Genomic DNA, 25,444 nt, shown 5'->3' with positions numbered 1-25,444 from the left:
GATAAGCGCTGAAAGCATCTAAGCGCGAAGCCCCCCTCAAGATGAGATTTCCCAATTAGTAAGACCCCTGGAAGACGACCAGGTTGATAGGCTCGAGGTGGAAGCGCAGCAATGCGTGCAGCTGACGAGTACTAATAGGTCGAGGGCTTATCCTAAGCTTCTTATTAAGAGAAGCAACTTCGTGAGCAAGACAAAGCTAAGGATTCAACATTCGCATCCAGTTTTGAAGGTGTAACCTTCAAGCACGCATCGCAGCAGCTAAGCTGAGCGATTGCACGTTTGGTGTCGATGGCGGAGGGGTTCCACGCGTACCCATCCCGAACACGACCGTTAAGTCCTCCAACGCCGATGGTACTTGGACCGCAGGGTCCTGGAAGAGTAGGAAGACGCCAAGCACGAAGAGCCGCCCGTTGTTTACAACGGGCGGCTTTTTGTATATGTTTATTTAATCGTCAGTTGACATTTTGTATGGAAAGGCGGTTAGCGTATGATTATTCGTACAATTACAGAGGAACATTATGAGGATAGTTTAGATTTATCTTCGTTTGCGTTCCAAATGCCACTTACTGAAGAAGAGCGAGCGACACGGCGCTCACAGTTCCGTCCTGAGGAGAAGTGGGGAGCATTCGAAGGGGACAAGCTGCTTGCACAGCTAACCTTATTGCCGCTGAATGTATATATTAATGGCAAGGCATTTGCTATGGGGGGATTGGCTGGCGTTTCGACGTGGCCGGAATACCGCAGGCAGGGTCTTGTAAGCCAGTTGCTATGCCATTCTCTAGAGACGATGCGGCAAGCGGGCCAGACGATTTCAATGCTGCATCCATTTGAGTTTTCTTTTTATCGCAAATTCGGGTGGGAGCTGTATACAGAGTATCGTAAGTACACTATTCCAACTGCGCTTATGCCACGAAGGCAGCAGACAAGCGGAACAATCGAGCGGCTGGCAGCAGCTGATGCTGATCGATTAGCTGCTGTATATGAGCCGTATGCTGCACGTTACAATGGCACGCTTTCCCGAACAGAAGAATGGTGGACGAACCGCATTTTTGTTCGCAAGAAAGGGCAAGCTGCCCTTTATATTGCAGAGAACGGGCAAGCGCAAGGTTATGTGCTGTACGATGTGAAGGATATGAAGATGACGGTTAATGAATTGGTGTACTGGAATGAAGAGGCTAGACGGGCGTTATGGACATTTTTGTCGAACCACGACTCGATGGTGAAGGAAGTGGTTGTGTGGGCACCATCAGATGATGATTTGCCTTACTTGCTTGATAATCCACGCATTCAACAAGAAGTTATTCCTTATTTTATGGCGAGAATTGTGGATGTGGAAGCGTTCATTAACCAGTATGCATTTACATCCACAGGCTGTGCACATGAGTGGATAATCCAGTTGACGGATCCTCATGCCCCATGGAATGAAGGCAGCTTTGTTATTCGAGTAGACGCAGATGGTCGTGCACAAGCAAGCCGTTTATCTACAGGCCATCCACAAACAATGCAAGAGAACGGTATGCAGTGTGACATTCCAACCCTTACGGCGATGCTATTAGGGTATAAACGGCCAACAAGGCTGAATCAGGTCGGAAAGTTGACAGGTGCGGCAGCAGAGATTCAAAAACTAGAGCAAATTATCCCCATCTCACAGACGTTTTTGTATGACTTCTTCTAACAATACATTTTATTCACATGTGAATAGCTGATTCAATAACAAACAAGGCGTTTTCTTATCAACAAAGGATAAGCAAACGCCTTGTTTGTTTTTAAAAACAGTTAGAAGGGCAGGTATAAACAGCTTTGGTACGTCCCACTCTATATAAAGAGAGGCATCAAAACAATGGGAGGTAAAAGTCAGACAATTTTGACTAATTTGCTGTCGACCTCTTGACCTTGGTTTGAAAAATCGTATAATGTAGTTAAAGTCAAAGAAAGTCAAAGTCAACAGAGACGGTTCGCAGCCCTCTCTGCAGCCGATGACGGCGCTATACATAACGCCGGGAGACGAAGCTTTGGCGAGTGAAATGAAAGAAACGCTTGGCCTATCGAGTAGTGCGCATCATGAGGGAGGTTGGTGCATGCGAAACATTTCCGATCTCATCGAGCAATATTTGAAACAAATGCTGCAGGATAGTACCGAGGGTGCAGTTGAGATTCAACGTAATGATCTTGCTGATCGTTTTTCCTGCGTGCCTTCACAGATAAACTACGTTATTAGTACAAGGTTTACGCTGGAGAAGGGTTATCTGGTGGAAAGCAAGCGCGGAGGCGGAGGTTACATTCGCATCCAGCGAGCTGAGCTTCCTGCCCTTAAATCAATCACGCCATTCATACTAGGCGTCATTGGTGAAGGGGTAGACCAAGGAGCTGCTGAGGGGCTTATCTACCAGTTGGAGGAAGCGGAGATCGTAACGAAAAGGGAAGCACAGATGCTCAAGGCAGCGATGTCCCGTGAAGCGTTGGCGTTGAAGCTGCCGCTGCGTGACGAGGTGCGTGCCCGAATCTTAAAGGCGATGCTTATCGCGCTACTATCTAGGTAGTCGGTCAGAAACGGGACCGCGGTGGTTTATTCAGCCACTGATAAAGGAGGAATGGCGGCTTGTTATGTCAGGAATGCGGCAAGAAGCCGGCAACGCTTCATTTTACGAAAATTGTGAATGGCGAGAAAAACGAATTTCACATCTGTGAATCATGTGCACGCGACAAAGGGGAGATGATCCCTGGCTCGCCGAACGGATTCTCCATTCATAGTTTATTGTCAGGCCTGCTCGACTTTGAGCGAACGGGGCCAGGCTCGAAGCAGGAAACGATGCGCTGTGAGACATGCGGCTTAACGTATCCACAGTTTAGCAAGCTCGGCCGATTCGGCTGCAGCTCCTGTTACCAAAGTTTCGATAGCAAGCTGGATCCATTGTTCAAGCGTGTACATGGCAACACTGTACACGTAGGGAAAATTCCGAAGCGATCTGGCGGCGTTATCCAGACGAAGCGTGAAATCGACCAGCTTCGCCGAGAACTCATCACCCGCATCGACCAAGAGGAATTCGAGGCAGCAGCTCTGCTCCGGGACCGAATCCGGGAACTGGAACGGAAAGCGGAAGGGCTGTAATCGCGGGAAGGAGGAGAATCACTTTTGTCGAAGAGACGTTTCGCTGAGCAGCCGCTTAGCGATTGGATGAAAGGGCAAGGGCCCGAATCGGACATCGTTATTAGCAGCCGAATCCGAATTGCCCGCAATTTGCGAACCCATCCGTTTCCGATGCTGGCGTCCAACCAGCAGTCGCTGGAAGTGATGAATCAACTGACGGAGGTTGCCGATAATGGCAAGCTAAGCGAGCAAGGTTCTTTTGAAACCTATAAGCTTGCTGAGCTAAGTGAGCTAGAGCGGAGGGTGCTGGTCGAGAAACATTTGATCAGTCCAAATCTGGCGAACGAGTCGCGCAATGGCGCCGTCATCCTAAGCGATGAGGAATCGGTTAGCATCATGATTAACGAGGAAGACCATCTGCGCATTCAATGTCTATATCCGGGTTTTCAAATCCGAGAGGCGTGGGCATTGGCTAGCCGCATTGACGATATTTATGAAGAAGAAGCGGATTACGCGTTCGATGAACGAAGAGGCTTCTTAACGAGTTGCCCGACGAATGTCGGAACTGGAATACGGGCGTCTGTTATGATGCATCTTCCAGCGCTGGTGCTAACGCAGCAAATTAACCGGATTTTATCCGCGGTTACCCAGGTAGGGCTAGCGGTTAGAGGGATGTATGGGGAAGGCAGTGAATCGCTCGGCAATTTGTTTCAAATTTCGAATCAGATTACGCTCGGCCAATCCGAGGCGGAAATCATCGATAATCTGTACAGCGTAGCGCAGCAAATCATTGAGCATGAGAAAGCGGCGAGACAGCGGTTAATGACAGAATCCAGCATCCGTATTGAAGACCGGGTTCTGCGATCCTATGGCGTACTGTCGCAAGCGCGGATCATGGACTCGAAGGAAGCGGCGCAACGGATATCGGATATTCGTCTTGGCATTGATCTAGGCATGATTGGCGGGGTTACCTCGCAGGTCATGAACGAGCTGATGGTGCTGATGCAGCCGGGATTCCTCCAGCAGGTATTCGGGGAAGCGCTTAGCCCGGAAGCAAGGGACATCCGTAGAGCGGAGCTTATTCGCAAGCAGTTAACGTAATAAATTGTAAATCATTCATGGGGGTGTTTCGCAATGATGTTCGGAAGATTCACGGAACGTGCACAGAAGGTGTTGGCGTTGGCGCAGGAGGAAGCAGTACGGTTAGGCCATAACAATATCGGTACAGAGCATATCTTGCTTGGCCTTATTCGAGAAGGAGAAGGCATTGCGGCGAAGGCGCTCATCGGGCTTGGCCTTGGATTAGAGAAAATTCAAGATGAAGTCGAAGCGCTCATCGGCCGCGGCCAAGAGCAGCCGACGAACATTGCCTATACGCCGCGCGCGAAGAAAGTTATCGAGCTATCGATGGACGAAGCGCGGAAGCTTGGACATACGTATGTAGGCACAGAGCATATTCTGCTTGGCCTGATTCGCGAAGGCGAAGGCGTAGCTGCACGCGTGCTGAACAATTTGGGCATCAGCCTGAACAAAGCGCGCCAGCAAGTGCTCCAGCTGCTCGGCAGCAGCGAAGCGGTATCCAGCAGCCATGGTGCGCCAGCTAATGTAAGCACGCCAACGCTGGATGGCTTGGCTCGTGATTTGACGGCATTCGCACGCGAAGGCAACCTCGATCCGGTTATCGGCCGGAGCAAAGAAATCGAGCGCGTTATTCAAGTGCTGAGCCGCCGGACCAAGAACAACCCGGTATTGATCGGGGAGCCAGGCGTCGGCAAAACAGCGATTGCAGAAGGGCTCGCACAGAAAATTATTGCTGGCGAAATTCCTGAGACGCTGCGCGACAAACGCGTTATGACGCTGGACATGGGCTCGGTCGTTGCAGGCACGAAGTACCGCGGCGAGTTCGAGGATCGGCTGAAAAAAATTATGGACGAAATTCGCCAAGCGAATAACATCATTCTGTTCATCGACGAGTTGCACACCTTGATTGGTGCAGGAGGAGCAGAGGGGGCAATCGATGCATCGAATATCCTGAAGCCATCGCTGGCAAGGGGCGAACTGCAGTGCATCGGTGCCACGACGCTGGACGAATATCGCAAATATATTGAGAAGGATGCTGCCCTAGAGCGCCGGTTCCAACCGATCACGGTTGACCAGCCGTCGCCGGAGGAAGCGATTCAAATCTTGCACGGCCTGCGCGACCGTTATGAGGCGCATCACCGTGTAAAAATTACGGACGAAGCGATCGAGCAAGCCGTCAAGTTGTCTGACCGTTATATTACGGACCGGTTCTTGCCGGATAAGGCGATTGACTTGATCGATGAGGCTTCTTCCAAAGTAAGGCTCAAAACGTATACGGTACCGCCTAACCTGAAGCTGCTTGAGAATCGCCTGGAGGATATCCGTAAGGAGAAGGACTCAGCTGTACAGTCTCAAGAGTTCGAGAAAGCAGCCGCCCTGCGCGACACGGAGCAAAAGCTGCGCGAAGAGCTGGATATTACGCGCAACCAATGGAAAGAAAAGCAAGGCCGCACCGATTCCGAGGTAACGCCTGAGGATATCGCACAGGTTGTGGCAAGCTGGACCGGCGTACCGGTTAGCAAGCTGGCTGAGGAAGAGACGCAGCGCCTGCTGAAGATGGAAGAGATTTTGCATGATCGTGTCATTGGCCAAACCGATGCGGTAAAAGCGGTATCCCGCGCTATCCGCCGTGCCCGTGCAGGCCTGAAAGATCCGAAACGCCCGATTGGTTCGTTCATCTTCTTAGGCCCAACAGGTGTAGGCAAAACGGAGCTGGCTCGTGCGCTTGCCGAATCGATTTTTGGTGATGAAAATGCCGTCATCCGGATCGATATGTCGGAGTACATGGAGAAGCATTCGACGTCTCGTTTGGTCGGCGCGCCTCCAGGGTATGTCGGCTATGAAGAGGGCGGCCAATTGACCGAGAAAGTACGCCGCAAACCGTACTCGGTCGTATTGCTCGACGAGATTGAGAAAGCACATCCGGAAGTGTTCAACATCTTGCTGCAAGTGCTTGAGGATGGCCGCCTAACGGACTCCAAAGGCCGCGTTGTAGACTTCCGCAATACGCTGATCATCATGACGTCTAACGTTGGCGCTGATCAAATTAAACGGAATTCGACGCTTGGCTTCACTGCCGTGCAAGATTCGGGCCGTGAATTTATCCAAATGAAAGATAAAGTAATGGGCGAACTGAAAAAGAGCTTCCGTCCAGAGTTCTTAAACCGGATCGATGAGACGATCGTGTTCCACTCGCTGGAGCAAGAGCATATCGCGCAAATCGTGACGCTCATGTCCGAAGAGCTGCGCAAACGTCTCAAAGAGCAAGAGGTGGACTTCTCGCTGACGGAAGCGGCGAAAAACTTCCTCGCGAAGGAAGGATTCGATCCGCAATACGGTGCGCGTCCACTGCGCCGCGCTATTCAGAAGCATATCGAGGACCGCTTGTCCGAGGATCTGCTTATGGGTACGATAACGAAAGGCGATTCGCTGCTGATCGACGAGAAGGATGGCGCGCTCGTCGTGCATCGTTCAAGTGCGGAGCCAGAGGCTGCCGACCATGCAGAGCCGGCGAATACGTAAGTAAGTTTTAGTCACGACGCAATAAGATCAAAGGCGCTGCAAGAGCCAGGTTCTTGCAGCGCTTTTTTACATACTGGAGGAATAGGGATGAGCGAGCAAGCGGTGGAGCTGGAATTGTTGCGTTTCCCCATCGGTCGGTTTGTAGTGCCGGAGTCCATTACGGTGGACCAACGACAGCAGTGGATAAAAGAGATTGGCGTTTTGCCGAAGCAGCTAGAGGAAGCCGTTCGGGGGCTTGATGATGGCCAATTGGATACGCCCTATCGAGACGGTGGTTGGACGCTGCGCCAAGTCGTGCATCATATTGCGGACAGCCATATGAACTCCTACACGAGGTTTAAACTAGCGGTGACGGAAGAACGGCCGACGATCAAACCATATGCCGAGGAGCTGTGGGCAGAGTTGCCGGATGGCGAGCGGGCGCCAATTGGCAGTTCGTTGCGGCTTGTGGAGGCTCTTCATGAGCGGTGGCATTATTTTCTCGAACGAATGGAAGATGGGCAATTTGAACGTGCTTTCATCCACCCTGAGCATGGCCGGGCTATGACATTGCTTGAAGCCACAGGCATGTACGCTTGGCATGGCCAGCATCATGTGGCGCATATTACGTCATTGAAGCAGCGAAAAAGCTGGGAATAGGGCAGTAATATCATGAAGCCTTTAATCGAAATATTTTTCGATTCGAGGCTTTTTTTCTATTGACTGGCAGGAAATGGGCTGTTATGATACTAATCATACTAAACAGATAGGTTTTATATAATTAACTAATTCGCCGAGAATTAGCAATAAGCCGACCAGGCATCTGGAGGTCTTTACAACGGAACTAATTCCGAGTAAAGGCCTTTTTGTGTTAGGCAACCATTACAGAGACAAGCGGAGAGGAACGTGGCGGACATGGCCAAAATCGGGGAGAAAAACAAGCGGGAAATGCAAGAGACAGCGATACATCTGCAAGCAAGTTATGCAAAGAACAATGAGCAGCTTATAAACCGCAAACGGGAAGGCAACAAACGCCGCACATCGATTGCGCTAGGTATTTCGATCGTGCTTGTGCTCATGCTGGCGCTGACCGGATGCGGCGATGGCTCAAGCAAAGCGGCAAGTGGCAAGGAGGGCGGATCCGATCTTGAAACGCTCGAACTCAAATACCAAGGCAGCGTTGGGAACGTTACATACCCAGAACTAGCCGAGGAGCTTGGCTATCTGGCACCGATCAAGCTGAACTGGATTGGCAACACGATAAGCGGTCCGCAAGATATTCAGACCGCTGCGACGGGACAATCGGATTTTGGCGGAGCGTTCAATGGGGCAATCATTAAGTTGATCTCGGCTGGCGCACCGGTGAAAGCGGTCATCGGGTATTACGGAATCGATAAGGACACGTACATCGGTTATTACACATTGGAAGATAGCCCGATCAAGACAGCGAAGGACTTGATTGGCAAAAAGATTGGCGTAAACACGTTAGGTGCACACTCGGAATTCGTTACGAAGGAATATTTGCGGCGGAATGGATTGACGGAGGATGAGATCAAGCAAGTAACGCTCGTCGTTATTCCGCCGGTCAATACGGAGCAGGCGTTGCGCCAGAAACAAATCGACGTAGCGGCTTTAGGCAGCGTCCTTCGGGATAAGGCGTTGGAGCGTGGCGGAATACGAGCGCTGTTCACGGACTTCGAGCTGTTCGGCACCTTCACGGCAGGGAGCTACGTTTTCAAAAATAAATTCATCGAAGAAAACCCGAACACGGTACGTAAGTTCGTCGAAGCAACGGGCAAAGCGATCGAATGGGCGCGCACGACGCCGCGGGAAGAGGTTATCGCGAAGTACAAAGCGATTATTGAAAAACGCGGGCGCAAAGAAGACTCGACGACGATTCAGTATTGGAAGAGCACTGGCATTGCCGGCAAAGGCGGTTATATCCGCGAGAGCGAGTTCAAGGTTTGGAAAGATTGGCTGGTGAAGAGCGGCGAAATCAAGGAAGACGATGTGAAGCTGACGGATTTGTACACCGATGAGTTTAGCGCCTTTAAAGACGATCAAGAGACCAAGTAATCAAGAGGAGGATGAACCAATGAAAATCCAATTCGACAATGTGCAGAAAACCTTCAAGGTGCGCAATCCAGCTGAAGGACGAGGCGCATTCTCGACCTTCACGGCGGTCAAAGACGTGCAGCTAGGCGTGAAAGACGGCGAGTTTATGGTCATCGTCGGGCCGAGCGGCTGCGGCAAGTCAACGCTGCTGGATATGCTTGGCGGGTTGACGAAGCCATCAGCTGGACAGATTTTACTCGATGGAAAGCCAATTGATGGCCCGGGCCTTGATCGAGGCATCGTGTTCCAGCAGTATGCGCTATTCCCTTGGAAGACGGCGAAGCAGAACATTGAATTCGGGCTGGAAGCCAAAGGCGTGCCGCGCAAGGAGCGAAGCGAACGGGCGAGCCATTTTCTCGCATTGGTCGGATTGGCAGGGTTCGAGCAGCGTTATCCCCATGAGCTGTCAGGCGGCATGAAGCAACGGGTTGCCATTGCGCGCAGCCTAGCTTTTGACCCGGATGTGCTGTTAATGGATGAACCATTCGCCGCATTGGACGCCCAGACAAGAGAGACGTTGCAAAGCGAATTGCTTCGCATTTGGGAGCAGACGAAGAAGACGATTGTGTTTATTACGCACGGCATTGACGAAGCGGTTTATTTGGGCCAGCGGGTTGCAGTGATGACCTCCCGTCCAGGGACGATTAAGCAGGTGCTTGATATCCCGATTCATTTAGGTGGCGCGGAGGAGGACATTCGTTCATTACCGGAGTTCGGCGAGCTGCGGCATGAGATTTGGGAGCTGCTGCGGGAAGAAGTATCAAGGGCACAACAGCAGGAGCATCACAAAGCGCAAGCAGGTGCGGCCGTCGGGGCACGCGGATAACGAAGAAGAGGAGTTGATTGGAAATGGCGGTTATTAACAAGTCTGTCGCTGTCCCTTATGGTGCGAATGCGAAGGTGCCTTCGCTTCCGCTCGGATTGCTGGGCAAGGTGTTTAAGCGGAGCATCGCAATTATTTTGCTGCTGGCTATTTGGGAAACAGCGCCGCGTATCGGAGTTGTAGATTCCACCTTTTTGCCACCGTTCTCGGAAGTCATTCGAGCTTGGTGGGGGCTATTGGAGGGAGGCGATATCGCCGTTCACTTCCAAGCGAGTATCGTGCGCTCGTTGACAGGCTTCAGCCTGGCGATTTTGCTGGCGATTCCGCTAGGGCTTCTAATCGGCTGGTATCCGAAAGTCGCTGAGCTGCTGAACCCACTGCTGGAGCTGTTTCGCAATACGGCGGCACTCGCATTGTTGCCGGTGTTCGTGCTGATCCTTGGCATCGGCGAAACGTCGAAGGTCGCGCTCGTATTCTACTCTTGCTCGTGGCCGATTTTGCTAAACACAATTAATGGCGTTAAAAATGTTGATCCGCTGCTGATCAAATCAGCGAAGTCCATGGGGCTCGGACCGTTGCGGCTGTTCCAAAAGGTGATACTGCCAGCATCGGTTCCGACGATCTTCACCGGCATCCGCCTGGCTGGCGCATACTCCATTCTCGTATTGGTCGCGGCAGAGATGGTAGGCGCCAAGGCAGGGCTTGGCTATCTTATTAACTACACGCAGTTTAACTTCCAAATTCCCGAAATGTACGCAGGCATTATTACGATTTCCTTGCTTGGTTTGCTCTTCAATCAGCTATTAGTCACGCTGGAGCGGCGGTTCTCGTCTTGGAAAACACAATCGAACGATTAATGGGATGGAACGATGGGTTCATGGGATGTAATGAAGGATACATGGAATCCCAATACAATCACAATAGATAGAGGAGTGGATCGCAATGAGTCACAATTATGAACAATCGCAATCGAGTTCAACTGGCAATTCGGATAACCAATCGAAGAAACAGCTTCGTTTAGGTGCGTTTATGATGATCCCAGGGCATCACGTTGCTGCATGGCGGCATCCAGAAGCAGAGGCGAAGAGCGTGCTCGACTTTAAGTTTTATAAGCAGCTCGCGTTGACGGCGGAGCGGGGCAAGTTCGATATGGTGTTTCTTGCAGATGGGTATGCCGTTCACGAACGGTATCCCGAAGCGCTGGAGCAGACGGTTAACGTAAGGCCAGAGCCATTCACGCTGTTGTCCGCTTTGAGTGCGGCCACGGCGAATATTGGCTTGGCGGGAACTGTATCAACGACTTATAACGAGCCGTTCCATGTCGCCCGCAAGTTTGCATCCCTTGATTATCTTAGCGAAGGCCGCGCTGCATGGAATGTGGTTACATCAGGTTCTGATGCGGAGGCGAAAAACTTCAACCTCGAGAAGCATGTCCAGCACGATCTCCGCTATGAGCGGGCTGAAGAATTCGTTGATGTCGTCTCGAAGCTATGGGATAGCTGGGATGATGATGCGCTCCTATATGACAAAGAATCTGCGAGGTTCGCAGACAAGGATAAGGTTCGGGCGATTGACCATAAGGGCAAGTATTTCAGCGTTCGCGGCCCGTTGAATGTGGCGCGCCCGATTCAGGGGCATCCTGTTGTGATTCAAGCGGGAGCATCTGAGCCAGGAAAAGAACTGGCAGCGCGTACGGCAGAAGTGATTTTTACGGCTTGGCAAACGCTTGAGGAAGCGCAGAAGTTTTATTCGGATGTCAAAGGGCGCTTAGCGCGTTATGGCAGATCGCCTGATGACCTGAAAATTATGCCGGGCGTATTCCCGATCATTGGGCGTACGGAAGAGGAAGCGGCGGCGAAGAAGGCATTGTTCGAGCAATTGATTCCAGAGCAAGCGGGCGTAGCGCTGCTGTCGGCCTTGATTAGCTTTGATCTGGCTGGCTATCCAGTCGACGGCCCATTGCCTGAGCTGCCGCAGCTTTCCCAAATTAATGGGGGCAAAAGCCGGTTCCAGTTGCTCAAGGACCTCGCTGATCGGGAGCAACTGACGATACGCCAGCTGTACCAGCGCATTGCAGGCGCTCGCGGCCATCGTGAGATCGTCGGCACGCCGTCGCAGATTGCGGATCAGCTTCAGGAGTGGTTTGAAAACGGCGCGGCGGATGGCTTCAACATTATGCCTCCTTATTTGCCGGGCGGATTGGATGACTTCGTGGATTTGGTCGTGCCTGAGCTGCAACGCCGTGGCTTGTTCCGCACGGAGTACGAGGGAGCGACGCTCCGGGAAAATCTCGGATTGCGCCGTCCCGCAGATTTCACAGCAACTGAGCTTGCCAAGCAGCAACAAGAGCAGGCCATAGAGCAGGTCGCTGTGCAGGTGGCAAAGTGAGATCGGCAACAGCCGATATCGGCAGATTATTCGGCCGGGGAGGGAGTCGCTTAACGATGGCGACTCTTTTCCTCGGCTCGTTTCTTTCCATCTACCATGTCGTATCGTTGAATGCGGTGCTTCCGGGCTTTATTACGATATTCCATACGGACCTATCGACAGCACAGTGGTTAATGACTGGCTTCACGCTGGCGACAGGAATGGTTGCACCCGTATGTGCTTATCTCGAGGAGCGGTTTGGCACACGCAGGCTGTTTTTGTCCTGCATTGTGATGTTGACCGTTTGCTCAATTATCTGTTCCTTCGCTTGGAGCATTTACTCGCTCATCGTGTTCCGAACGCTTCAGGGAATCTTTTGCGGCATCTTGCAGCCGTTGACCCTCTCCATACTGTATGGCACGCTGCCGCCTGAGCGGCATTCAGCCGCACTCGGCTGGTGGACGGCGTCGACGATACTCGGGCCTGCGCTAGCCCCGACGATTAGCGGCTGGCTGCAGCAATCGGATTGGCGGCTAATCTTCTGGGTGACGGTGCCAATTGGGCTGCTCGTCTGGCGAATGGGCTTGGCTTGCTTGCCAGTTGCGAAGGCTAAGAATATTCAGCGCCCGGATTTCCTCAGCTTGTCTTACGTAATGGCAGGAACGCTTGCGCTGTTGATGCTGTTTAGCAAAATGAATCGCTGGGGTTTGCTGTCCGTATCCTCGCTTGTATGCCTAACAACAGCCCTGCTGTTTATTGGGTTGTTCGTCCGGCGCTCCTTGCGCTCTGAGCAACCGCTGCTCCAACTAAGGCTGTTCAATAACCGGATGTTTTCATCTAGCTTGGCTGCTTCGCTCATCTTAATTGTAGGGCTGTATTCGGGCATTTATTTTATCCCGTTATTTCTTCAGCAAGTGCAGGGGATGGCTCCGTTGCATGTCGGCCTGCTGTTGCTGCCGCCTGCCTTATCGATGACGCTTGCCACGACGATTTCTACTCGTTACTATAAAAAGCTTGGCCCTAGCTCGCTGCTTATTGCGGGCTCTGTTCTGCTTATGGTTGCAACCTGGCAATTCAGCAGGCTGAAGCCGGAATCGGGCCATGGATTTGTCATGCTATGGATGGCCGTGCGTTACGTTGGTATCGGGCTGTCGATGACGCCCGCCATGAACGCAGGCATGTCCGCCGTTTCGCAGCAGCTTGCTTCACATGCCTCTGCATTAATTAATTGGATTCGGCAGGCAGGGGGAGCGCTTGCCATTGGCCTGTTCACTGCCTTTTTCTATTCGAGAATAAGCGCTTATGGCGGGCTAGCCGGAGTATCCCCGTCAACTGTTGATAGGGCGGACCAGTTGAATGTTCTAACACCCTACATGCACGGTCTAAATGATGTGTTCTTGCTTGCGCTGCTGTTCACCTCATTAAGCATTCCACTCGCATTGCTAATGCGTAACAGGAAACGGGCTGCTGCAGGAAAGCCACATATAAAGGAGGGGCACACGGGTTAAAGCACACCTTACGGCGCTCGCTTCTTCTGGGGAAAATCGGAATTGCAACATACGAAGAGGGGAGAACGACACGTTCTCCTCTTATTCCGCATGGCGCTAGGGGTTTCTATTGCGGTTCGAAAATGGTAAACTTTGAATGATATCGTTTACTGTTAAGGGAGCCGACAATGGCAAAAATAAAAGTGAAATTCGCATGTATGGAATGTGGCACGGAATCGCCAAAATGGCTGGGCAAATGTCCGGGCTGCGGAGCTTGGAACTCCATGGTGGAGGAAAAGGAAACCGTCGTCAAGACAACCGGCGCAGCGGGCGCTGCCGTTTTTCAAACGAAAGAAAAGCCGCGTTCCATCATACACATAGAAAGTGACCAAGAACCGCGTATCGATACGAAGCTTGGCGAACTGAACCGCGTCCTCGGAGGCGGGGTAGTGCCAGGCTCGCTCATATTGGTGGGCGGCGATCCAGGTATCGGAAAATCGACGTTGCTGCTCCAAGCATCCCACTCACTCGCCGCAAGCGGCATGCGGATTTTGTACATATCGGGTGAGGAATCGGTTCGCCAGACGAGATTGCGCGCAGACCGGCTAGGTTCGTTGTCTGAACAGTTATACGTGCTGTGCGAGACGAATGTTGAATCGATTCGCGAAGCGATCGAATCGGTTGAGCCCGCGCTTGTCGTCATCGATTCCATTCAAACGGTGTTCGATCCGAACGTGCAATCGGCGCCAGGCAGTGTCGCACAGGTTAGGGAATGCACTTCGCACTTCATGCGAATTGCGAAGATTAAAGGCATCGCGACCGTTCTTGTGGGGCATGTGACCAAAGAAGGGGCAATTGCCGGCCCGCGCATGCTGGAACATATGGTCGACTGCGTTCTTTACTTTGAAGGGGAGCGCCACCATACGTACCGCCTGCTGCGTGCGGTTAAGAATCGGTTCGGCTCGACGAACGAAATTGGCATTTTCGAAATGGGCGAAAGCGGCCTGCGTGAAGTAGCAAATCCTTCAGAGCTGTTCTTGTCCGAGCGGCCGCTTGGCGTTGCAGGCTCCACGGTTGTAGCGAGCATGGAGGGAACAAGGCCAGTGCTCGTAGAGCTGCAAGCGCTCGTTGCTTCGACGAACTTCCCTTCGCCAAGGCGCATGTCGGCAGGCATCGACCATCATCGGATGGCGCTTATTATAGCAGTGCTGGAGAAGCGAATGGGCATGTTCCTGCAAAATCAAGACGCTTACTTGAATGTGGCAGGCGGCGTCAAGCTCGATGAGCCTGCGGTTGATTTGGCGGCAGCGGTCAGCATTGCTTCTAGTTTTAGGGATGCGCCGACGCGTCCATTTGATGTTATTTTTGGCGAAGTTGGCTTGACGGGTGAAGTTCGTGCGGTATCGAGGGCGGAGCAGCGGGTACGTGAAGCAGAGAAGCTAGGCTTTAAACGGGTCATTATGCCCGAGAATAGCTTGAAAGGATGGAAGCCGCCGTCCAACATTGAAATCATCGGCGTATCCACCGTGGCGGAGGCGCTCAGGGCAGCGCTCGGATAGAGGGGGCACACAATGAAGGAACAGAGAGAGCTTGAGGTCATGAACCAATTGCTGCAGCTAGTTGCACCAGGGACGGCTTTCCGCGATGGGTTGGAAAACGTGCTGCGTGCCAAGACGGGAGCACTGCTCGTTGTCGGCTACAGCCCGGAAGTGATGGAAGTGGTAGACGGCGGCTTTTCGATTAATTGCGATTTTTCGCCTAACTATTTGTATGAGCTTGCGAAGATGGACGGCGCTATTATCTTAAGCGAAGATATTAAGCGTATTTTATATGCCAACACCCAGCTAATACCTGATAGCTCCATTACCTCATCAGAGACTGGCATACGCCACCGGACGGCGGAGCGGGTTGCGAAGCAAACCGGCAAGCTGGTCGTATCGATTTCGCAGCGCCGGAACGTTATCACTTTGTATCAAGGCAATCTTCGTTATGCACTTAAAGACATGGCGGTCATTCTGACGAAGGCGAATCAAGCTATCCAGACGTTGGAGAAATACAAAGTTGTATTAAACCAGTCGTTTACGAACTTGTCAGCGGCTGAGTTTGAGGAGCTCGTTACACTGCAAGAAGTCGCGCATGTCGTGCATCGCGTTGAGATGGTCGTCCGCATTAAATTGGAGATCAAACGGTATGTGAATGAGTTAGGGACAGAAGGCCGCCTCATCAACATGCAGATGGAGGAGCTTGTCGGAGGCGTAGAAGAAGATGCTTGGTTCTTGCTCAAGGATTATGCGAAGGATAATTCGGATGACCGCATTCGGGATATTCGCATTGCGTTTAAGAAGCTCAGTTCCGATGAACTAATGGATCCGCCGCATATTATCCGGCTGCTTGGCTATGCAGGAACATCTGCAGATGAGGCCGTATCCCCAAGAGGATATCGTTTGCTCCACAAAATCCCACGTCTTCCTATCGTTGTTATGCATAATCTCGTCGATCGCTTCCATCATCTTCCTCATATAGTGATGGCTACCTATGAAGAGTTAGACGAAGTCGATGGCATTGGAGAAGTTCGTGCACGTGCGATCAAGGAAGGGCTTAAGCGAATTCAAGATCAAATGTTCATTGACAGGCACATTTAAATCCCATAGAATGAGGGAATGCGTTCGTGTATGGTTCTCATTGGAATTGTTGCATGTGTTCGCGAATCGATTTATTGGGCATAGTAGAGATGAGGTGGAACGGATGATCACAAAATCGATACCTAGCCTGTTTACAGTAGGCAATCTCTTTCTCGGTATAGTCGCCATCATTCTCGTGTTCAACGAGAAGCCAGAATTGGCGGCCATGATGGTTATTATCGCCATGCTGTTAGACGGCGTGGATGGCCGAATTGCACGCGCGCTTAACGCGCAGAGCGAGTTCGGGAAAGAACTGGATTCGTTGTCGGACGTCATTTCGTTCGGCGTTGCACCGGCGTTCATTATGTACGTAGTTGCTTTTCAGGATTTAAATCAGGCGGCCGCTTGGATTGTAACTGCGCTGTTCCCGATCTGTGGTGCGCTTCGGTTGGCTCGCTTTAACGTCATATCCGGCATGCCCGGCTACTTTATCGGACTTCCAATCCCTGCAGCAGGCGGGGTGCTGTCGACGCTGGCATTATTCAGTAAGGATATTTCGGTCGTCGTCCTGCTTATAAGCACGTTGTTGCTGTCGTTCCTGATGGTAAGCACAGTGAAGTACCCGAATTTTAAGAAGTTCGGCATTCCGAAAAACGCAATTTGGGTCGTGCCTATTATCGTTATCGTTGCCGTTGTACTCGGCTATATGTTCCCTAAGCATCTATCCAAAATCATTTTCGTGCCATTGCTGGTTTACGCATTGTACGGCTTAAAAAAAAACGTTAGTGCCCTGGTGCGCAGGGCAAGCCGCAAGAAGCGGCGGCGCACGGCTGCAGAAGATGCGGCAAAGTCAGAGCATAGCGCTTAACTGGCAGGCTGTCCCACGAGTAAGCCTGCTCATTTAATTGGTGAAAGTAAGGAATGGCGGTGTTAGGGAGACAATCCCTGCACCGCCATTTTTCTTTTGAGATCCGTTAGAAAAGAGGTATCCCTTAGCCATCGCGCGGCTTGTGGGATACCTCTGTCTTTTGTTGCCGAGTGTTAACAGGTTTCAGCAAACGAATGATTAAGCCGTTACAGTGGAAACATCCAACGATTGGCCAGGGCTAAGCACTTGGCCCGCCAATCCTTTGCGTTCCATTTGCTCTGCCCATGCAGATGAATCTACTGCGACAAGCGGGAACGTATTAAAGTGCATAGGAATCGTAACGCTTGGCTTCAGCCAGCTTGCCGCAATAACAGCATCCTCGATGCCCATTGTGAAGTTATCGCCGATGGGCAAGCAAGCAACGTCGATCGTATTCAGTTCGGCGATGAGCTTCATGTCAGAGAACAGTGCAGTATCCCCTGCGTGGTAAACCGTTTTGCCGCCCATTGTTACGAGCAGGCCTGCTGCAACGCCGCCATAAATGAACTCGCCTTCCCCAACTTCCATTCCCGTGCTATGCCATGCTGGCGTTACTTTGACACGGCCCCATGGGAAGGTGAATGCTCCGCCTACACCCATCGGATGAATGGATGCGCCTTGTTTTGCAAAATGGAGCGCGAGCTCATAGGTCGTCACGATAGGGCAATCGTTATTTTTCGCAATGCTCACAGCATCCCCTGTATGGTCCCCATGGCCATGCGTAACGAGAACGGCATCTACCTTAAGGTCTTCGGCTTTAACGGCTGCTTGAGGATTTCCAGTCAGGAACGGATCGATTACAACACTTTTGCCGTTAGCTTCTACCAGGAAACATGAGTGGCCCAAAAAAGTAATTTTCATCATTAATTCCTCCATTAATTTGATTATATAGGTGAAGCCGGTTCTGTCCGCTCTTACTGAATTTGTTCTGCGGCGGCAGTTGGCTGTGCGGTATGTATGTGATAAAGCCAATAACCAACTGTCATGAGAACAACGTAAACAACGGCCAGAATCAGCATTAACCACTGAAAACCGATAGAATCAATCGCAAAACCTCCAGCGATAAGAAGGATTGCATTCCACAATCCGAAAGACTGTTCCATGGAGGAGAGCAGCGCAGTCCGCTGCGTCGGTGTCCATTCGCCCATATTCAGGTTGCTAAGTGTGAGCGGCCTTACGCCGCCGGAAGCTAGGCCAAGGACAGCCAGTGCGACGATCCCGAAGGGGAGGTAGCTGCTGCTGCCTAGCAATGCCATAGATGCGGTGCATAACAGCGCCGATGTGGCTGCGATTTTGGCAAACCCATATACATTGCCAGCCCGGACGATAAAACGTGCCGAGATGAATCCGAGCAAGGTGAAAAGGCTGAGAATTAAACCAAATATATTTAAGCTGACTTGGGTTTGCGTGAAGAAATAGTAAGGGAGAAATCCGACAAAGGTAGCCATTGCAAACGCTCGTGTGATGGAATAATAAAGCTTCCAAAACTTCTGGGCGGATGTTTCTGTTGGCTTCGCTCCGCGAGCCTCTTGCTGTGTGTTTGTGTGAGCAGGTTCTCGAATGAGGAGTACAGCTGTGATCGCGATAGCATTCGCTCCAATGGAGCACCAGAAGGCGTATTCGTGGGAGTAGTTGAAGATGATGCTTCCAATGATGCCTGAGAGCAGGAAGGAAGCAAAGGTGTAGCTGCTGGAGCCGGATTCGGCTTTCTTGTACGCTTGCATGTCGGGCATGATCGTACGCAATAAGCTTGAGTCTGTGCCTTGTGCCAAACTGTATCCAAGACCGGATAGGATCTGGCCAACAAGCAGAATGCCGAGATGTTCATTGGCAATGAGTGCGGCGAGTCCGCCTGCTTTTATAAGCTCTCCGAGCGCGATGACCTGCTTATGCGGCATGCGTGTGAGCATGGCTGCATTAAGCTTGGAGGTTAGCAGAAGCACAATAGCGTACACGCCCAGCAGCAGCTCAATTTTCCAGACAGGCAAATCGAGTGTGAAGAAGTAAACGAATAGAACGGACAAATGGAAATACATGCGTGAGACGATACGGTACACATAGAACAGTCTAGCGTTAATTGACATTGAACTCAACTCCTTTTACATAATAAATACCAAAATTAATAAAATGAGCTTATAATCAGATCTTGGACCAGTCGACAAAAATCGATTATAATTTTGATAAGGGATGGCAATTGGTTTGTCTTATTGATTGAGATCCCAGAGAAAGACCGACAGATTCGCAATCAGGTGCGCATGCAAGTTCGGATCAATGAAGCCTACATCGCCAATCGCCAGTGGTTCCATGAAACATTCATTCCCGCTGCCGAACCGCTGAATTTGAAATCGGACGAGGAGCTATTCGTTCATTTTTTAACGCTGGATGAAATGATCACCGAGCTCAGCCTCATCGACCCGATGCTGCCTAAACAGCTGCTCCCTGTTGATTGGGAAGGGGAGAAGGTTTATGCAGAGCTGCAGCAATACTTATGGCGCGGCTCAGCGTCCACATCTCGCCATCCTCGCATTACCATCGTTTTGTCAATCACTAACAGTAATCCGAAGCTGCAGCCACTTGGCTGGAGTTTTTTTGTTATAACTAAAAAATGTCCCCTCGCAACATAATTCATTATGAACATGCATCCTGACACGGCAGTACTCACTTCCATCTATGATTATAAGCAATTAACTGGTGTTTTGTTATAGTTTTTATCTATATATACATAGATAGAAAATATTGGATTGAAAAGATTTTCGCTGATAGCTTAGAGATAGGCAAAGCCGCAGGCAATAAATTATGAAGAGGAGTGGTTGGAATGGCAGAGCATAATAAAGTGTTGGAACCGAATGAACCAAATTTCCGTAAAGCAGCTGAATGTGTTGTAAATGGAGGAATCGTCATTGCTCCGAGTGACACGAATCTCGCGTTGACGCTCAATCCATGGAAGGACGATGCGATCGAGCGTGCATTCGCGATTAAGAACCGTCCGGCGACGTCAGCGCTGACGCTGTTCTTTTTGGAGCCAGATGAGTGGAAGGACTACGCGGAGGCGGCTGATCCCGGTCTTGTGCAGGCATTTGCAGATGCGTTCTGGCCAGGGCCGCTTAACATCATTTTGCCGAAAAAGCCTTCAATATCTGATCGTATGGTATGTGGCGGTTCGACCGTTGCCCTTGGCTGCCTGAGCAATCCGGTATGGCGCGGGATGATGAAATACACGAATATGCCGGTTGCGATGACGTCGGCGAATCTGTCTGGACAAGCTGATGGGGTATTGGTTGATCTAGATCTGGCACTCCGCCAAGTTGGCGGGAATGTCGACTACATATTGAAAGGAGAGGCGCAGGGGACGACGAAGTCGAGTACAATTATCGATCTGACTGGCGAGCCGCGCATCACGCGCTTCGGTGACTTAACGAGAGAGCAGCTGAACCAGATTGCACCGATTTTTAAGGATATTGATTAAACCTAGAACTGTCCCGAAAGTCATTTCTATAGACTTTTAGGGCAGTTTTTTCATTTGGCAGCGCAAAATAAAACAGGGGTCCCCAGCCTTCGTGGCTGTTTGGGACCCCCTGTTATTCGTGTTGAAGCATTAACGCATATTGAACAGGCCGAGCGTAGAACATCTGTCTGATTCGTTGGCAACAACGTCTTCGAGCTTAATATCAAGCAGATTGCATAGAGCGGACATGTAGAACAGGTTACGGCCGAGCTCAGCGCGTAGGACATCGCTGCATTGCTCGCACAACTCGCCATTCATGTGATTTTTCAGCATGGATTGGGCTTCTGTCAGATCGGTCTCATCCGAATAGGCTTGCTTCTTGGCATTTAACTCAATGCAGCCGCATTCGGTAACAGCTTTGGCAACAGCGCGGTTGACAGCAGAACCTGTTTGGCCGTATTTGGAGAGGACATCTAATAGACTGCGGTGCCGTAGCAATAGTTCAGACACTTGCCGTTGAAATTGATCCAATGTTGGTGCGCTCACATTCATCCACCTTTCTCGTCATCGGCGTTCGTATAACTCTATTATAATCTTCGCGCCGTTCCATTTCAAAAAGAAATTGGTTGGAACGGGGATTAATGGGCGGATACGCTGACCATAATGAGTAATGGAGGTGGAATAGGTCATGAAACGTATGATACAAATTATTGGCATTTGGTTGGGTGGCGCGCTTGGCAGCCAGTGGGATGAATGGATGGGCAGCGGATTTTCTTCTTCGCTCGTGAGCACGGCAGCACAAGGTGGCGGATCGGGCATGCATTATGCAAACATTGCGATTGGCGCATTCTGCGGCCTTGCAGCGGCAACGATGATGGCAACACCAATTATGAAGCGGGTTCGCGGCGGGTCGGAACGGCTGGCGGCGGTTCCTATGAATGATTTGTTTGCAGGGGCGTCAGGCATATTGGCGGGACTTATTTTTGCGGCGCTTCTTTATCCGGCTGTCGCGCGGATCAACGGAATCGGCATTGTATTTCCTGTTATACTGTCGGCGCTGCTCGGTTATCTGGGGCTGCAGCTTGGCCTTGGGAAGAAGGATGAGTTAGCTGCGGGATGGAGCACACTGATGCAGCGTCGAACGATGCCTGCGGAGGACGATGGCAAGAGCCGATTTGAGGAACATAAAATTTTGGATACGAGCGTCATTATTGACGGGCGGATCGCAGACATTTGCAAAACCGGGTTTATCGAAGGCACGCTTGTTATTCCAGAGTTTGTGCTCGAGGAACTGCAGCATATTGCGGATTCTTCGGATTTGCTCAAGCGAAACCGCGGCCGGCGGGGACTTGATATTTTGAACAAAATTCAAAAAGAACTCGACGTCAGAGTGCTTATTTATGAAGGTGATTTCGAAGAAATTGGCGAGGTGGACAGCAAACTGGTTAAGCTCGCTAAGGCGCTCGGCGGCAAGGTTGTGACGAATGACTTCAACTTGAACAAAGTATGCGAGCTGCAAGGCGTATCGGTGCTGAACATTAATGATCTAGCCAACGCAGTGAAGCCGGTCGTGCTGCCAGGCGAGGAGATCGTCGTGCAGGTGATCAAGGATGGCAAGGAACATGGCCAAGGCGTTGCTTATCTGGATGATGGAACGATGATCGTCGTAGAGGGCGGCCGCGAATACATTGGGACAACGATGGAAGTGCTCGTGACGAGCGTGCTGCAAACATCGGCGGGCCGAATGATCTTTGCGAAGCCGAAGCTGTTGGAAAAAGCGCAATAAACACGGTATGATGGTTGTATGATCATACAGTGAGGCGGTTGGCAGACATGGTAGCACAGTGGGGAGTCGTCATCGTGGCAGCAGGAAAAGGGACGCGGATGGGGACGGCGGAGAGCAAGCAGTACTTGGCTTTGCAGGACAAGCCGATTCTCGTCCATACGCTTGAGCTGTTCCAGTCACTTGCTGGCACGAAGGCGATAACGCTGGTCGTTGGGGAGCATGATATCGACCGGTGCCAGAATTGGGTAGTGCAATATGGATTAGACAAAGTAACGGCAGTCGTCACTGGCGGAGCGGAGCGGCAGCATTCGGTTCACTTGGGGCTAAAAGCGCTGCCAGCGGACATTGAATGGGTGATGGTGCATGATGGCGTCCGTCCGCTCGTTACGGCAGAAGCCGTGCGAAGAGGCTGTGAAGCTGCTATGCAAGCCGGCGCTTCCGTACTCGCTGTTCCCGTGAAAGATACGATTAAACAGGTTGATAAAGCGGGTGTCATCGTTGCGACGCCTGACCGCCGGAGCTTGTGGGCGATCCAAACGCCACAAGCTTTTCGTCGTGCGCTGCTAACCCGTGCGCATGAGGAGGCAGAAGCTGAGGGCTTCGTTGGCACGGATGACGCGATGGTCGTCGAGCGGCTGGGGGTTCCGGTCGTTGTAGCAGAAGGCGATTATACGAACATTAAGATAACGACGCCGGAAGATTTGCCGTACGCGACGTTCCTATTGGAAACGCGCAAGCCATTATAAAACGTTACATCATTTAAGAGGGGGATACATGAGCATGATTCGTGTAGGACAAGGATTCGACGTACATCAATTGGTAGAAGGGCGCCCGTGCATTATTGGCGGCGTTACAATTCCGTATGAGAAGGGATTGCTCGGCCACTCCGATGCGGACGTTTTGCTGCATGTCGTAGCGGATGCTGTGCTCGGGGCGCTTGGGCTGGGCGACATCGGCAAGCATTTTCCAGATACAGATCCGGCGTTCGAGGGCGCGGACAGCGTCAAGCTGCTTGAGCATGTGTGGGCGCTTGCGAAGGAGCGGGGCTACAAGCTGGGCAACGTCGATAATACGATTATTGCGCAGAAGCCGAAGATGCTTCCTTACATACCGCAAATGGTTGAGGTCATCGCGCGCGTGCTGGAAGCCGACGACTTGTCGCAAGTAAACGTGAAGGCGACGACGACGGAGCAGCTCGGCTTTACTGGACGGGGCGAAGGAATCGCAGCGCAATCGGTTGTCTGTCTTGTCAAGGATGTGCTATCATCTTAGGCATTAGTTTACGAGAAGTCCGACCGCAAGGACCGGCACAAGTACGAGGGGAGCAGTAATCAATGACACAGGAAATTCGCGTTCGATATGCGCCGTCACCGACGGGCCATCTCCATATCGGCAATGCAAGAACGGCATTGTTTAATTATTTGTATGCACGCAGCTTAGGCGGCAAATTCATTATTCGGATTGAAGATACAGATGTGAAACGTAACGTAGCAGGCGGGGAAGAAAGCCAGCTCAAATATTTGCAATGGCTCGGCATCGACTGGGACGAGAGCATCGACGTTGGCGGAGGTTACGGACCATATCGCCAGACGGAACGCCTCGATATTTATCGCGAACACTGGCAGGCGCTGCTTGACCAGGGTCGCGCGTATCGCTGCTACTGCACGGAAGAAGAGCTCGAAGCAGAGCGTGAGGAGCAAATTGCCCGTGGCGAAACGCCACGCTACTCTGGCCAGCATCGTGAGCTGACAGAAGAGCAGCGCCAAGCGTTCGAAGCGGAAGGCCGTGTGCCGAGCATTCGGTTCCGCGTTCAAGAAGGCAAAACTTATAAGTTCAACGATATGGTAAAAGGCGAAATCAGCTTCGAATCCGAAGGCATGGGCGATTTTGTAATCGTGAAAAAGGACGGCATTCCGACTTACAACTTCGCTGTAGTAATCGACGATTACCTGATGCGGATCTCCCATGTTCTGCGTGGCGAGGACCATATTTCGAATACGCCGCGCCAGCTCATGATCTACGAAGCGCTTGGCTGGGAGCCTCCACAGTTCGGCCATATGACGCTGATCGTGAATGAATCGCGCAAGAAGCTCAGCAAGCGCGACGAATCCATCGTCCAGTTCATCGAGCAATACGATCAGTTAGGCTATTTGCCGGAAGCGCTATTCAACTTCATCGCACTTCTTGGCTGGTCGCCAGAGGGCGAGCAAGAAATGTTCACGCGCGACGAGCTCATCAGCGTGTTTAATGCAGCGCGGCTCAGCAAGAGCCCGGCTGTATTCGATACGAACAAGCTGGCGTGGATGAACAATGAATATGTGAAGAAAACCGAAATTGACCGCCTTGTTAACCTCTGTTTGCCTCATCTGCAAAAGGCAGGCCGCGTACCGGCTGAGCTGGATGCTGCTGCACATGCTTGGGTAACGGATCTTGTCCAACTGTATCAAGACAAAATTCGTTTCGCATCGGAGATCGTTACGCTGACGGAGCTGTTCTTCCGGGATGCGGTTGAAGATGAAGGTGATGCTGTAACTGTATTGGCCGAAGAGCAAGTGCCGGCTGTACTGGGCGCGTTCCTTGCACAAGTGGAAGCGGCTGCTTCTTTTGGCGCTGACGACATGAAGGCGCTAATTAAAGCGGTACAGCAGGAGACGGGGAACAAAGGCAAAGCGCTGTTCATGCCGATCCGGGCTGCGTTGACGGGACAAACCCATGGTCCTGACTTGAACCAGACTATCGCATTGCTCGGCAAGGACAAAGTAGCGGCTCGGCTGAAGCTGCGACTTGGCTGATAAGTGTGCAACCCATGACGTCCGCCCTTGTCACCATGGCGGTGAGCGGGTATACTGAATTTAAAGGCAAAGTTGGAGCTGGCCAGTTGGTTGCTCCATTACGGTCTATAATAAAAAGGCTTTGAACAGGAGAAGTTCGCTATAGCGGAATTATCAGAGAGGACAACCGTCATGCGGGCACGCGATGCATTCGCGGCATACCGGCATTGGGCTGTAAGTTGTCTAATTCCACAGCGTAACTGATGCACCTGGGAGCCTTGCTCCGATCCGAATGCGGTGATGCGAGCCGGTCTTGAGTATTTCAATTCAAGATGGCCTAGTTTGCCTGTCGGGGTAGGCGGCAACGGAATGCCTCCGTTAAAGGGCACTTAAGATGAACGGCCATTCGATATGGCAGGCGATGCGGCAGAGGCGATTAACGCTAAGCGCAG

The 25,444-nt window shown here is 51.5% G+C and carries 23 protein-coding genes and 2 rRNA genes; 22 read left to right on the top strand and 3 right to left on the bottom strand.

What is annotated here, in order from left to right; translation table 11 throughout:
• From GON22_RS09605 to pssA, 16 genes are all read left to right on the top strand, one after another.
• Positions 1-155: ribosomal RNA gene (locus GON22_RS09605) — 23S ribosomal RNA — on the top strand; the annotation flags it as partial.
• Between the two features lie 123 nt (positions 156-278).
• Positions 279-395: ribosomal RNA gene (rrf, locus tag GON22_RS09600) — 5S ribosomal RNA — on the top strand.
• 92 nt (positions 396-487) lie between these two features.
• Positions 488-1,675: a GNAT family N-acetyltransferase gene (locus GON22_RS09595; RefSeq protein ID WP_160395879.1), complete on the top strand. Its 1,188-nt coding sequence runs from the start codon at positions 488-490 to the stop codon at positions 1,673-1,675.
• A gap of 403 nt (positions 1,676-2,078) precedes the next feature.
• Positions 2,079-2,540, top strand: coding sequence for a CtsR family transcriptional regulator (locus GON22_RS09590; protein ID WP_160395878.1), 462 nt, complete (start codon positions 2,079-2,081; stop codon positions 2,538-2,540).
• 59 nt (positions 2,541-2,599) lie between these two features.
• Complete coding sequence (locus GON22_RS09585) at positions 2,600-3,109, top strand: UvrB/UvrC motif-containing protein (RefSeq protein ID WP_160395877.1); 510 nt, start codon at positions 2,600-2,602, stop codon at positions 3,107-3,109.
• Positions 3,110-3,175: 66 nt separating this feature from the next.
• On the top strand, positions 3,176-4,189 hold the full coding sequence (locus tag GON22_RS09580; RefSeq protein WP_442954370.1) for a protein arginine kinase: 1,014 nt from the start codon (positions 3,176-3,178) through the stop codon (positions 4,187-4,189).
• A 33-nt stretch (positions 4,190-4,222) separates the two neighbouring features.
• Positions 4,223-6,691, top strand: a complete 2,469-nt coding sequence (gene clpC / locus GON22_RS09575) for an ATP-dependent protease ATP-binding subunit ClpC (RefSeq protein ID WP_160395875.1) — start codon at positions 4,223-4,225, stop codon at positions 6,689-6,691.
• Between the two features lie 87 nt (positions 6,692-6,778).
• Complete coding sequence (locus tag GON22_RS09570; RefSeq protein ID WP_160395874.1) at positions 6,779-7,330, top strand: YfiT family bacillithiol transferase; 552 nt, start codon at positions 6,779-6,781, stop codon at positions 7,328-7,330.
• Between the two features lie 255 nt (positions 7,331-7,585).
• Positions 7,586-8,746 carry an ABC transporter substrate-binding protein gene (locus GON22_RS09565; RefSeq protein WP_160395873.1) on the top strand — a complete coding sequence of 387 codons (1,161 nt, stop codon included), beginning with the start codon at positions 7,586-7,588 and terminating at the stop codon, positions 8,744-8,746.
• Between the two features lie 19 nt (positions 8,747-8,765).
• Positions 8,766-9,611, top strand: a complete 846-nt coding sequence (locus GON22_RS09560; RefSeq protein WP_160395872.1) for an ABC transporter ATP-binding protein — start codon at positions 8,766-8,768, stop codon at positions 9,609-9,611.
• 23 nt (positions 9,612-9,634) lie between these two features.
• Positions 9,635-10,465, top strand: a complete 831-nt coding sequence (locus GON22_RS09555; RefSeq protein ID WP_160395871.1) for an ABC transporter permease — start codon at positions 9,635-9,637, stop codon at positions 10,463-10,465.
• 172 nt (positions 10,466-10,637) lie between these two features.
• Positions 10,638-11,996 (top strand): LLM class flavin-dependent oxidoreductase, encoded by a 1,359-nt coding sequence (locus GON22_RS09550; RefSeq protein ID WP_160395883.1) that lies wholly within the window; start codon positions 10,638-10,640, stop codon positions 11,994-11,996.
• Between the two features lie 56 nt (positions 11,997-12,052).
• A complete protein-coding gene (locus tag GON22_RS09545; protein WP_160395870.1) occupies positions 12,053-13,483 on the top strand; it encodes a DHA2 family efflux MFS transporter permease subunit in 1,431 nt (476 codons plus the stop codon).
• A 167-nt stretch (positions 13,484-13,650) separates the two neighbouring features.
• Positions 13,651-15,021 carry a DNA repair protein RadA gene (gene radA, locus GON22_RS09540; protein WP_160395869.1) on the top strand — a complete coding sequence of 457 codons (1,371 nt, stop codon included), beginning with the start codon at positions 13,651-13,653 and terminating at the stop codon, positions 15,019-15,021.
• A 12-nt stretch (positions 15,022-15,033) separates the two neighbouring features.
• Positions 15,034-16,104: a DNA integrity scanning diadenylate cyclase DisA gene (gene disA / locus GON22_RS09535; protein ID WP_160395868.1), complete on the top strand. Its 1,071-nt coding sequence runs from the start codon at positions 15,034-15,036 to the stop codon at positions 16,102-16,104.
• A gap of 103 nt (positions 16,105-16,207) precedes the next feature.
• The gene (gene pssA, locus GON22_RS09530) at positions 16,208-16,951 is read left to right on the top strand and encodes a CDP-diacylglycerol--serine O-phosphatidyltransferase (protein ID WP_160395867.1); all 744 of its coding nucleotides are present in this window, start codon (positions 16,208-16,210) and stop codon (positions 16,949-16,951) included.
• A gap of 198 nt (positions 16,952-17,149) precedes the next feature.
• Here pssA and GON22_RS09525 read toward each other — a convergent pair whose 3' ends face one another.
• The gene (locus GON22_RS09525) at positions 17,150-17,851 is read right to left on the bottom strand and encodes a metal-dependent hydrolase (RefSeq protein ID WP_160395866.1); all 702 of its coding nucleotides are present in this window, start codon (positions 17,849-17,851) and stop codon (positions 17,150-17,152) included.
• 53 nt (positions 17,852-17,904) lie between these two features.
• Positions 17,905-19,074, bottom strand: coding sequence for an MFS transporter (locus GON22_RS09520; RefSeq protein ID WP_160395865.1), 1,170 nt, complete (start codon positions 19,072-19,074; stop codon positions 17,905-17,907).
• Between the two features lie 123 nt (positions 19,075-19,197).
• Between GON22_RS09520 and GON22_RS09515 the strand changes: the two genes are divergently transcribed.
• Entirely contained in the window at positions 19,198-19,614 is a 417-nt protein-coding gene (locus GON22_RS09515; protein ID WP_160395864.1) for a PaaX family transcriptional regulator C-terminal domain-containing protein, read from the top strand.
• Between the two features lie 191 nt (positions 19,615-19,805).
• On the top strand, positions 19,806-20,456 hold the full coding sequence (locus GON22_RS09510; RefSeq protein ID WP_160395863.1) for an L-threonylcarbamoyladenylate synthase: 651 nt from the start codon (positions 19,806-19,808) through the stop codon (positions 20,454-20,456).
• A gap of 129 nt (positions 20,457-20,585) precedes the next feature.
• Here the strand turns inward: GON22_RS09510 and GON22_RS09505 are convergent, their stop codons facing one another.
• Positions 20,586-20,981, bottom strand: a complete 396-nt coding sequence (locus GON22_RS09505; protein ID WP_336604284.1) for a DUF1573 domain-containing protein — start codon at positions 20,979-20,981, stop codon at positions 20,586-20,588.
• 142 nt (positions 20,982-21,123) lie between these two features.
• Here GON22_RS09505 and GON22_RS09500 point away from each other — a divergent pair, with 142 nt between their 5' ends.
• The 4 genes from GON22_RS09500 (at position 21,124) to gltX (ending at position 25,013) form a co-directional block, all read left to right on the top strand.
• The gene (locus GON22_RS09500; RefSeq protein ID WP_160395861.1) at positions 21,124-22,221 is read left to right on the top strand and encodes a PIN/TRAM domain-containing protein; all 1,098 of its coding nucleotides are present in this window, start codon (positions 21,124-21,126) and stop codon (positions 22,219-22,221) included.
• A gap of 47 nt (positions 22,222-22,268) precedes the next feature.
• Positions 22,269-22,967 (top strand): 2-C-methyl-D-erythritol 4-phosphate cytidylyltransferase, encoded by a 699-nt coding sequence (ispD, locus tag GON22_RS09495; RefSeq protein WP_160395860.1) that lies wholly within the window; start codon positions 22,269-22,271, stop codon positions 22,965-22,967.
• A gap of 34 nt (positions 22,968-23,001) precedes the next feature.
• A complete protein-coding gene (gene ispF / locus GON22_RS09490) occupies positions 23,002-23,493 on the top strand; it encodes a 2-C-methyl-D-erythritol 2,4-cyclodiphosphate synthase (RefSeq protein WP_160395859.1) in 492 nt (163 codons plus the stop codon).
• A gap of 62 nt (positions 23,494-23,555) precedes the next feature.
• Entirely contained in the window at positions 23,556-25,013 is a 1,458-nt protein-coding gene (gltX, locus tag GON22_RS09485) for a glutamate--tRNA ligase (RefSeq protein ID WP_160395858.1), read from the top strand.
• Positions 25,014-25,444 lie beyond the last annotated feature (431 nt).

Source organism: Paenibacillus sp. MMS18-CY102, from assembly GCF_009789195.1.
Classification (GTDB): Bacteria; Bacillota; Bacilli; order Paenibacillales; family Paenibacillaceae; genus Paenibacillus_T.
Note: the sequence above shows the minus strand (reverse complement) of the source record. Positions and strands in the feature narration are given on the sequence as shown.

Bases quoted from the DNA above. Each gene is read 5' to 3' on its own strand.
- GON22_RS09595 (WP_160395879.1), top strand. From the start codon at position 488: ATGATTATTCGTACAATTACAGAGGAACATTATGAGGATAGTTTAGAT.
- GON22_RS09590 (WP_160395878.1), top strand. From the start codon at position 2,079: ATGCGAAACATTTCCGATCTCATCGAGCAATATTTGAAACAAATGCTG.
- GON22_RS09580 (WP_442954370.1), top strand. From the start codon at position 3,176: ATGAAAGGGCAAGGGCCCGAATCGGACATCGTTATTAGCAGCCGAATC.
- clpC (WP_160395875.1), top strand. From the start codon at position 4,223: ATGATGTTCGGAAGATTCACGGAACGTGCACAGAAGGTGTTGGCGTTG.
- GON22_RS09570 (WP_160395874.1), top strand. From the start codon at position 6,779: ATGAGCGAGCAAGCGGTGGAGCTGGAATTGTTGCGTTTCCCCATCGGT.
- GON22_RS09565 (WP_160395873.1), top strand. From the start codon at position 7,586: ATGGCCAAAATCGGGGAGAAAAACAAGCGGGAAATGCAAGAGACAGCG.
- GON22_RS09560 (WP_160395872.1), top strand. From the start codon at position 8,766: ATGAAAATCCAATTCGACAATGTGCAGAAAACCTTCAAGGTGCGCAAT.
- GON22_RS09555 (WP_160395871.1), top strand. From the start codon at position 9,635: ATGGCGGTTATTAACAAGTCTGTCGCTGTCCCTTATGGTGCGAATGCG.
- GON22_RS09550 (WP_160395883.1), top strand. From the start codon at position 10,638: ATGATGATCCCAGGGCATCACGTTGCTGCATGGCGGCATCCAGAAGCA.
- GON22_RS09545 (WP_160395870.1), top strand. From the start codon at position 12,053: ATGGCGACTCTTTTCCTCGGCTCGTTTCTTTCCATCTACCATGTCGTA.
- radA (WP_160395869.1), top strand. From the start codon at position 13,651: ATGGCAAAAATAAAAGTGAAATTCGCATGTATGGAATGTGGCACGGAA.
- disA (WP_160395868.1), top strand. From the start codon at position 15,034: ATGAAGGAACAGAGAGAGCTTGAGGTCATGAACCAATTGCTGCAGCTA.
- pssA (WP_160395867.1), top strand. From the start codon at position 16,208: ATGATCACAAAATCGATACCTAGCCTGTTTACAGTAGGCAATCTCTTT.
- GON22_RS09525 (WP_160395866.1), bottom strand. From the start codon at position 17,851: ATGAAAATTACTTTTTTGGGCCACTCATGTTTCCTGGTAGAAGCTAAC.
- GON22_RS09520 (WP_160395865.1), bottom strand. From the start codon at position 19,074: ATGTCAATTAACGCTAGACTGTTCTATGTGTACCGTATCGTCTCACGC.
- GON22_RS09510 (WP_160395863.1), top strand. From the start codon at position 19,806: ATGGCAGAGCATAATAAAGTGTTGGAACCGAATGAACCAAATTTCCGT.
- GON22_RS09500 (WP_160395861.1), top strand. From the start codon at position 21,124: ATGAAACGTATGATACAAATTATTGGCATTTGGTTGGGTGGCGCGCTT.
- ispD (WP_160395860.1), top strand. From the start codon at position 22,269: ATGGTAGCACAGTGGGGAGTCGTCATCGTGGCAGCAGGAAAAGGGACG.
- ispF (WP_160395859.1), top strand. From the start codon at position 23,002: ATGATTCGTGTAGGACAAGGATTCGACGTACATCAATTGGTAGAAGGG.
- gltX (WP_160395858.1), top strand. From the start codon at position 23,556: ATGACACAGGAAATTCGCGTTCGATATGCGCCGTCACCGACGGGCCAT.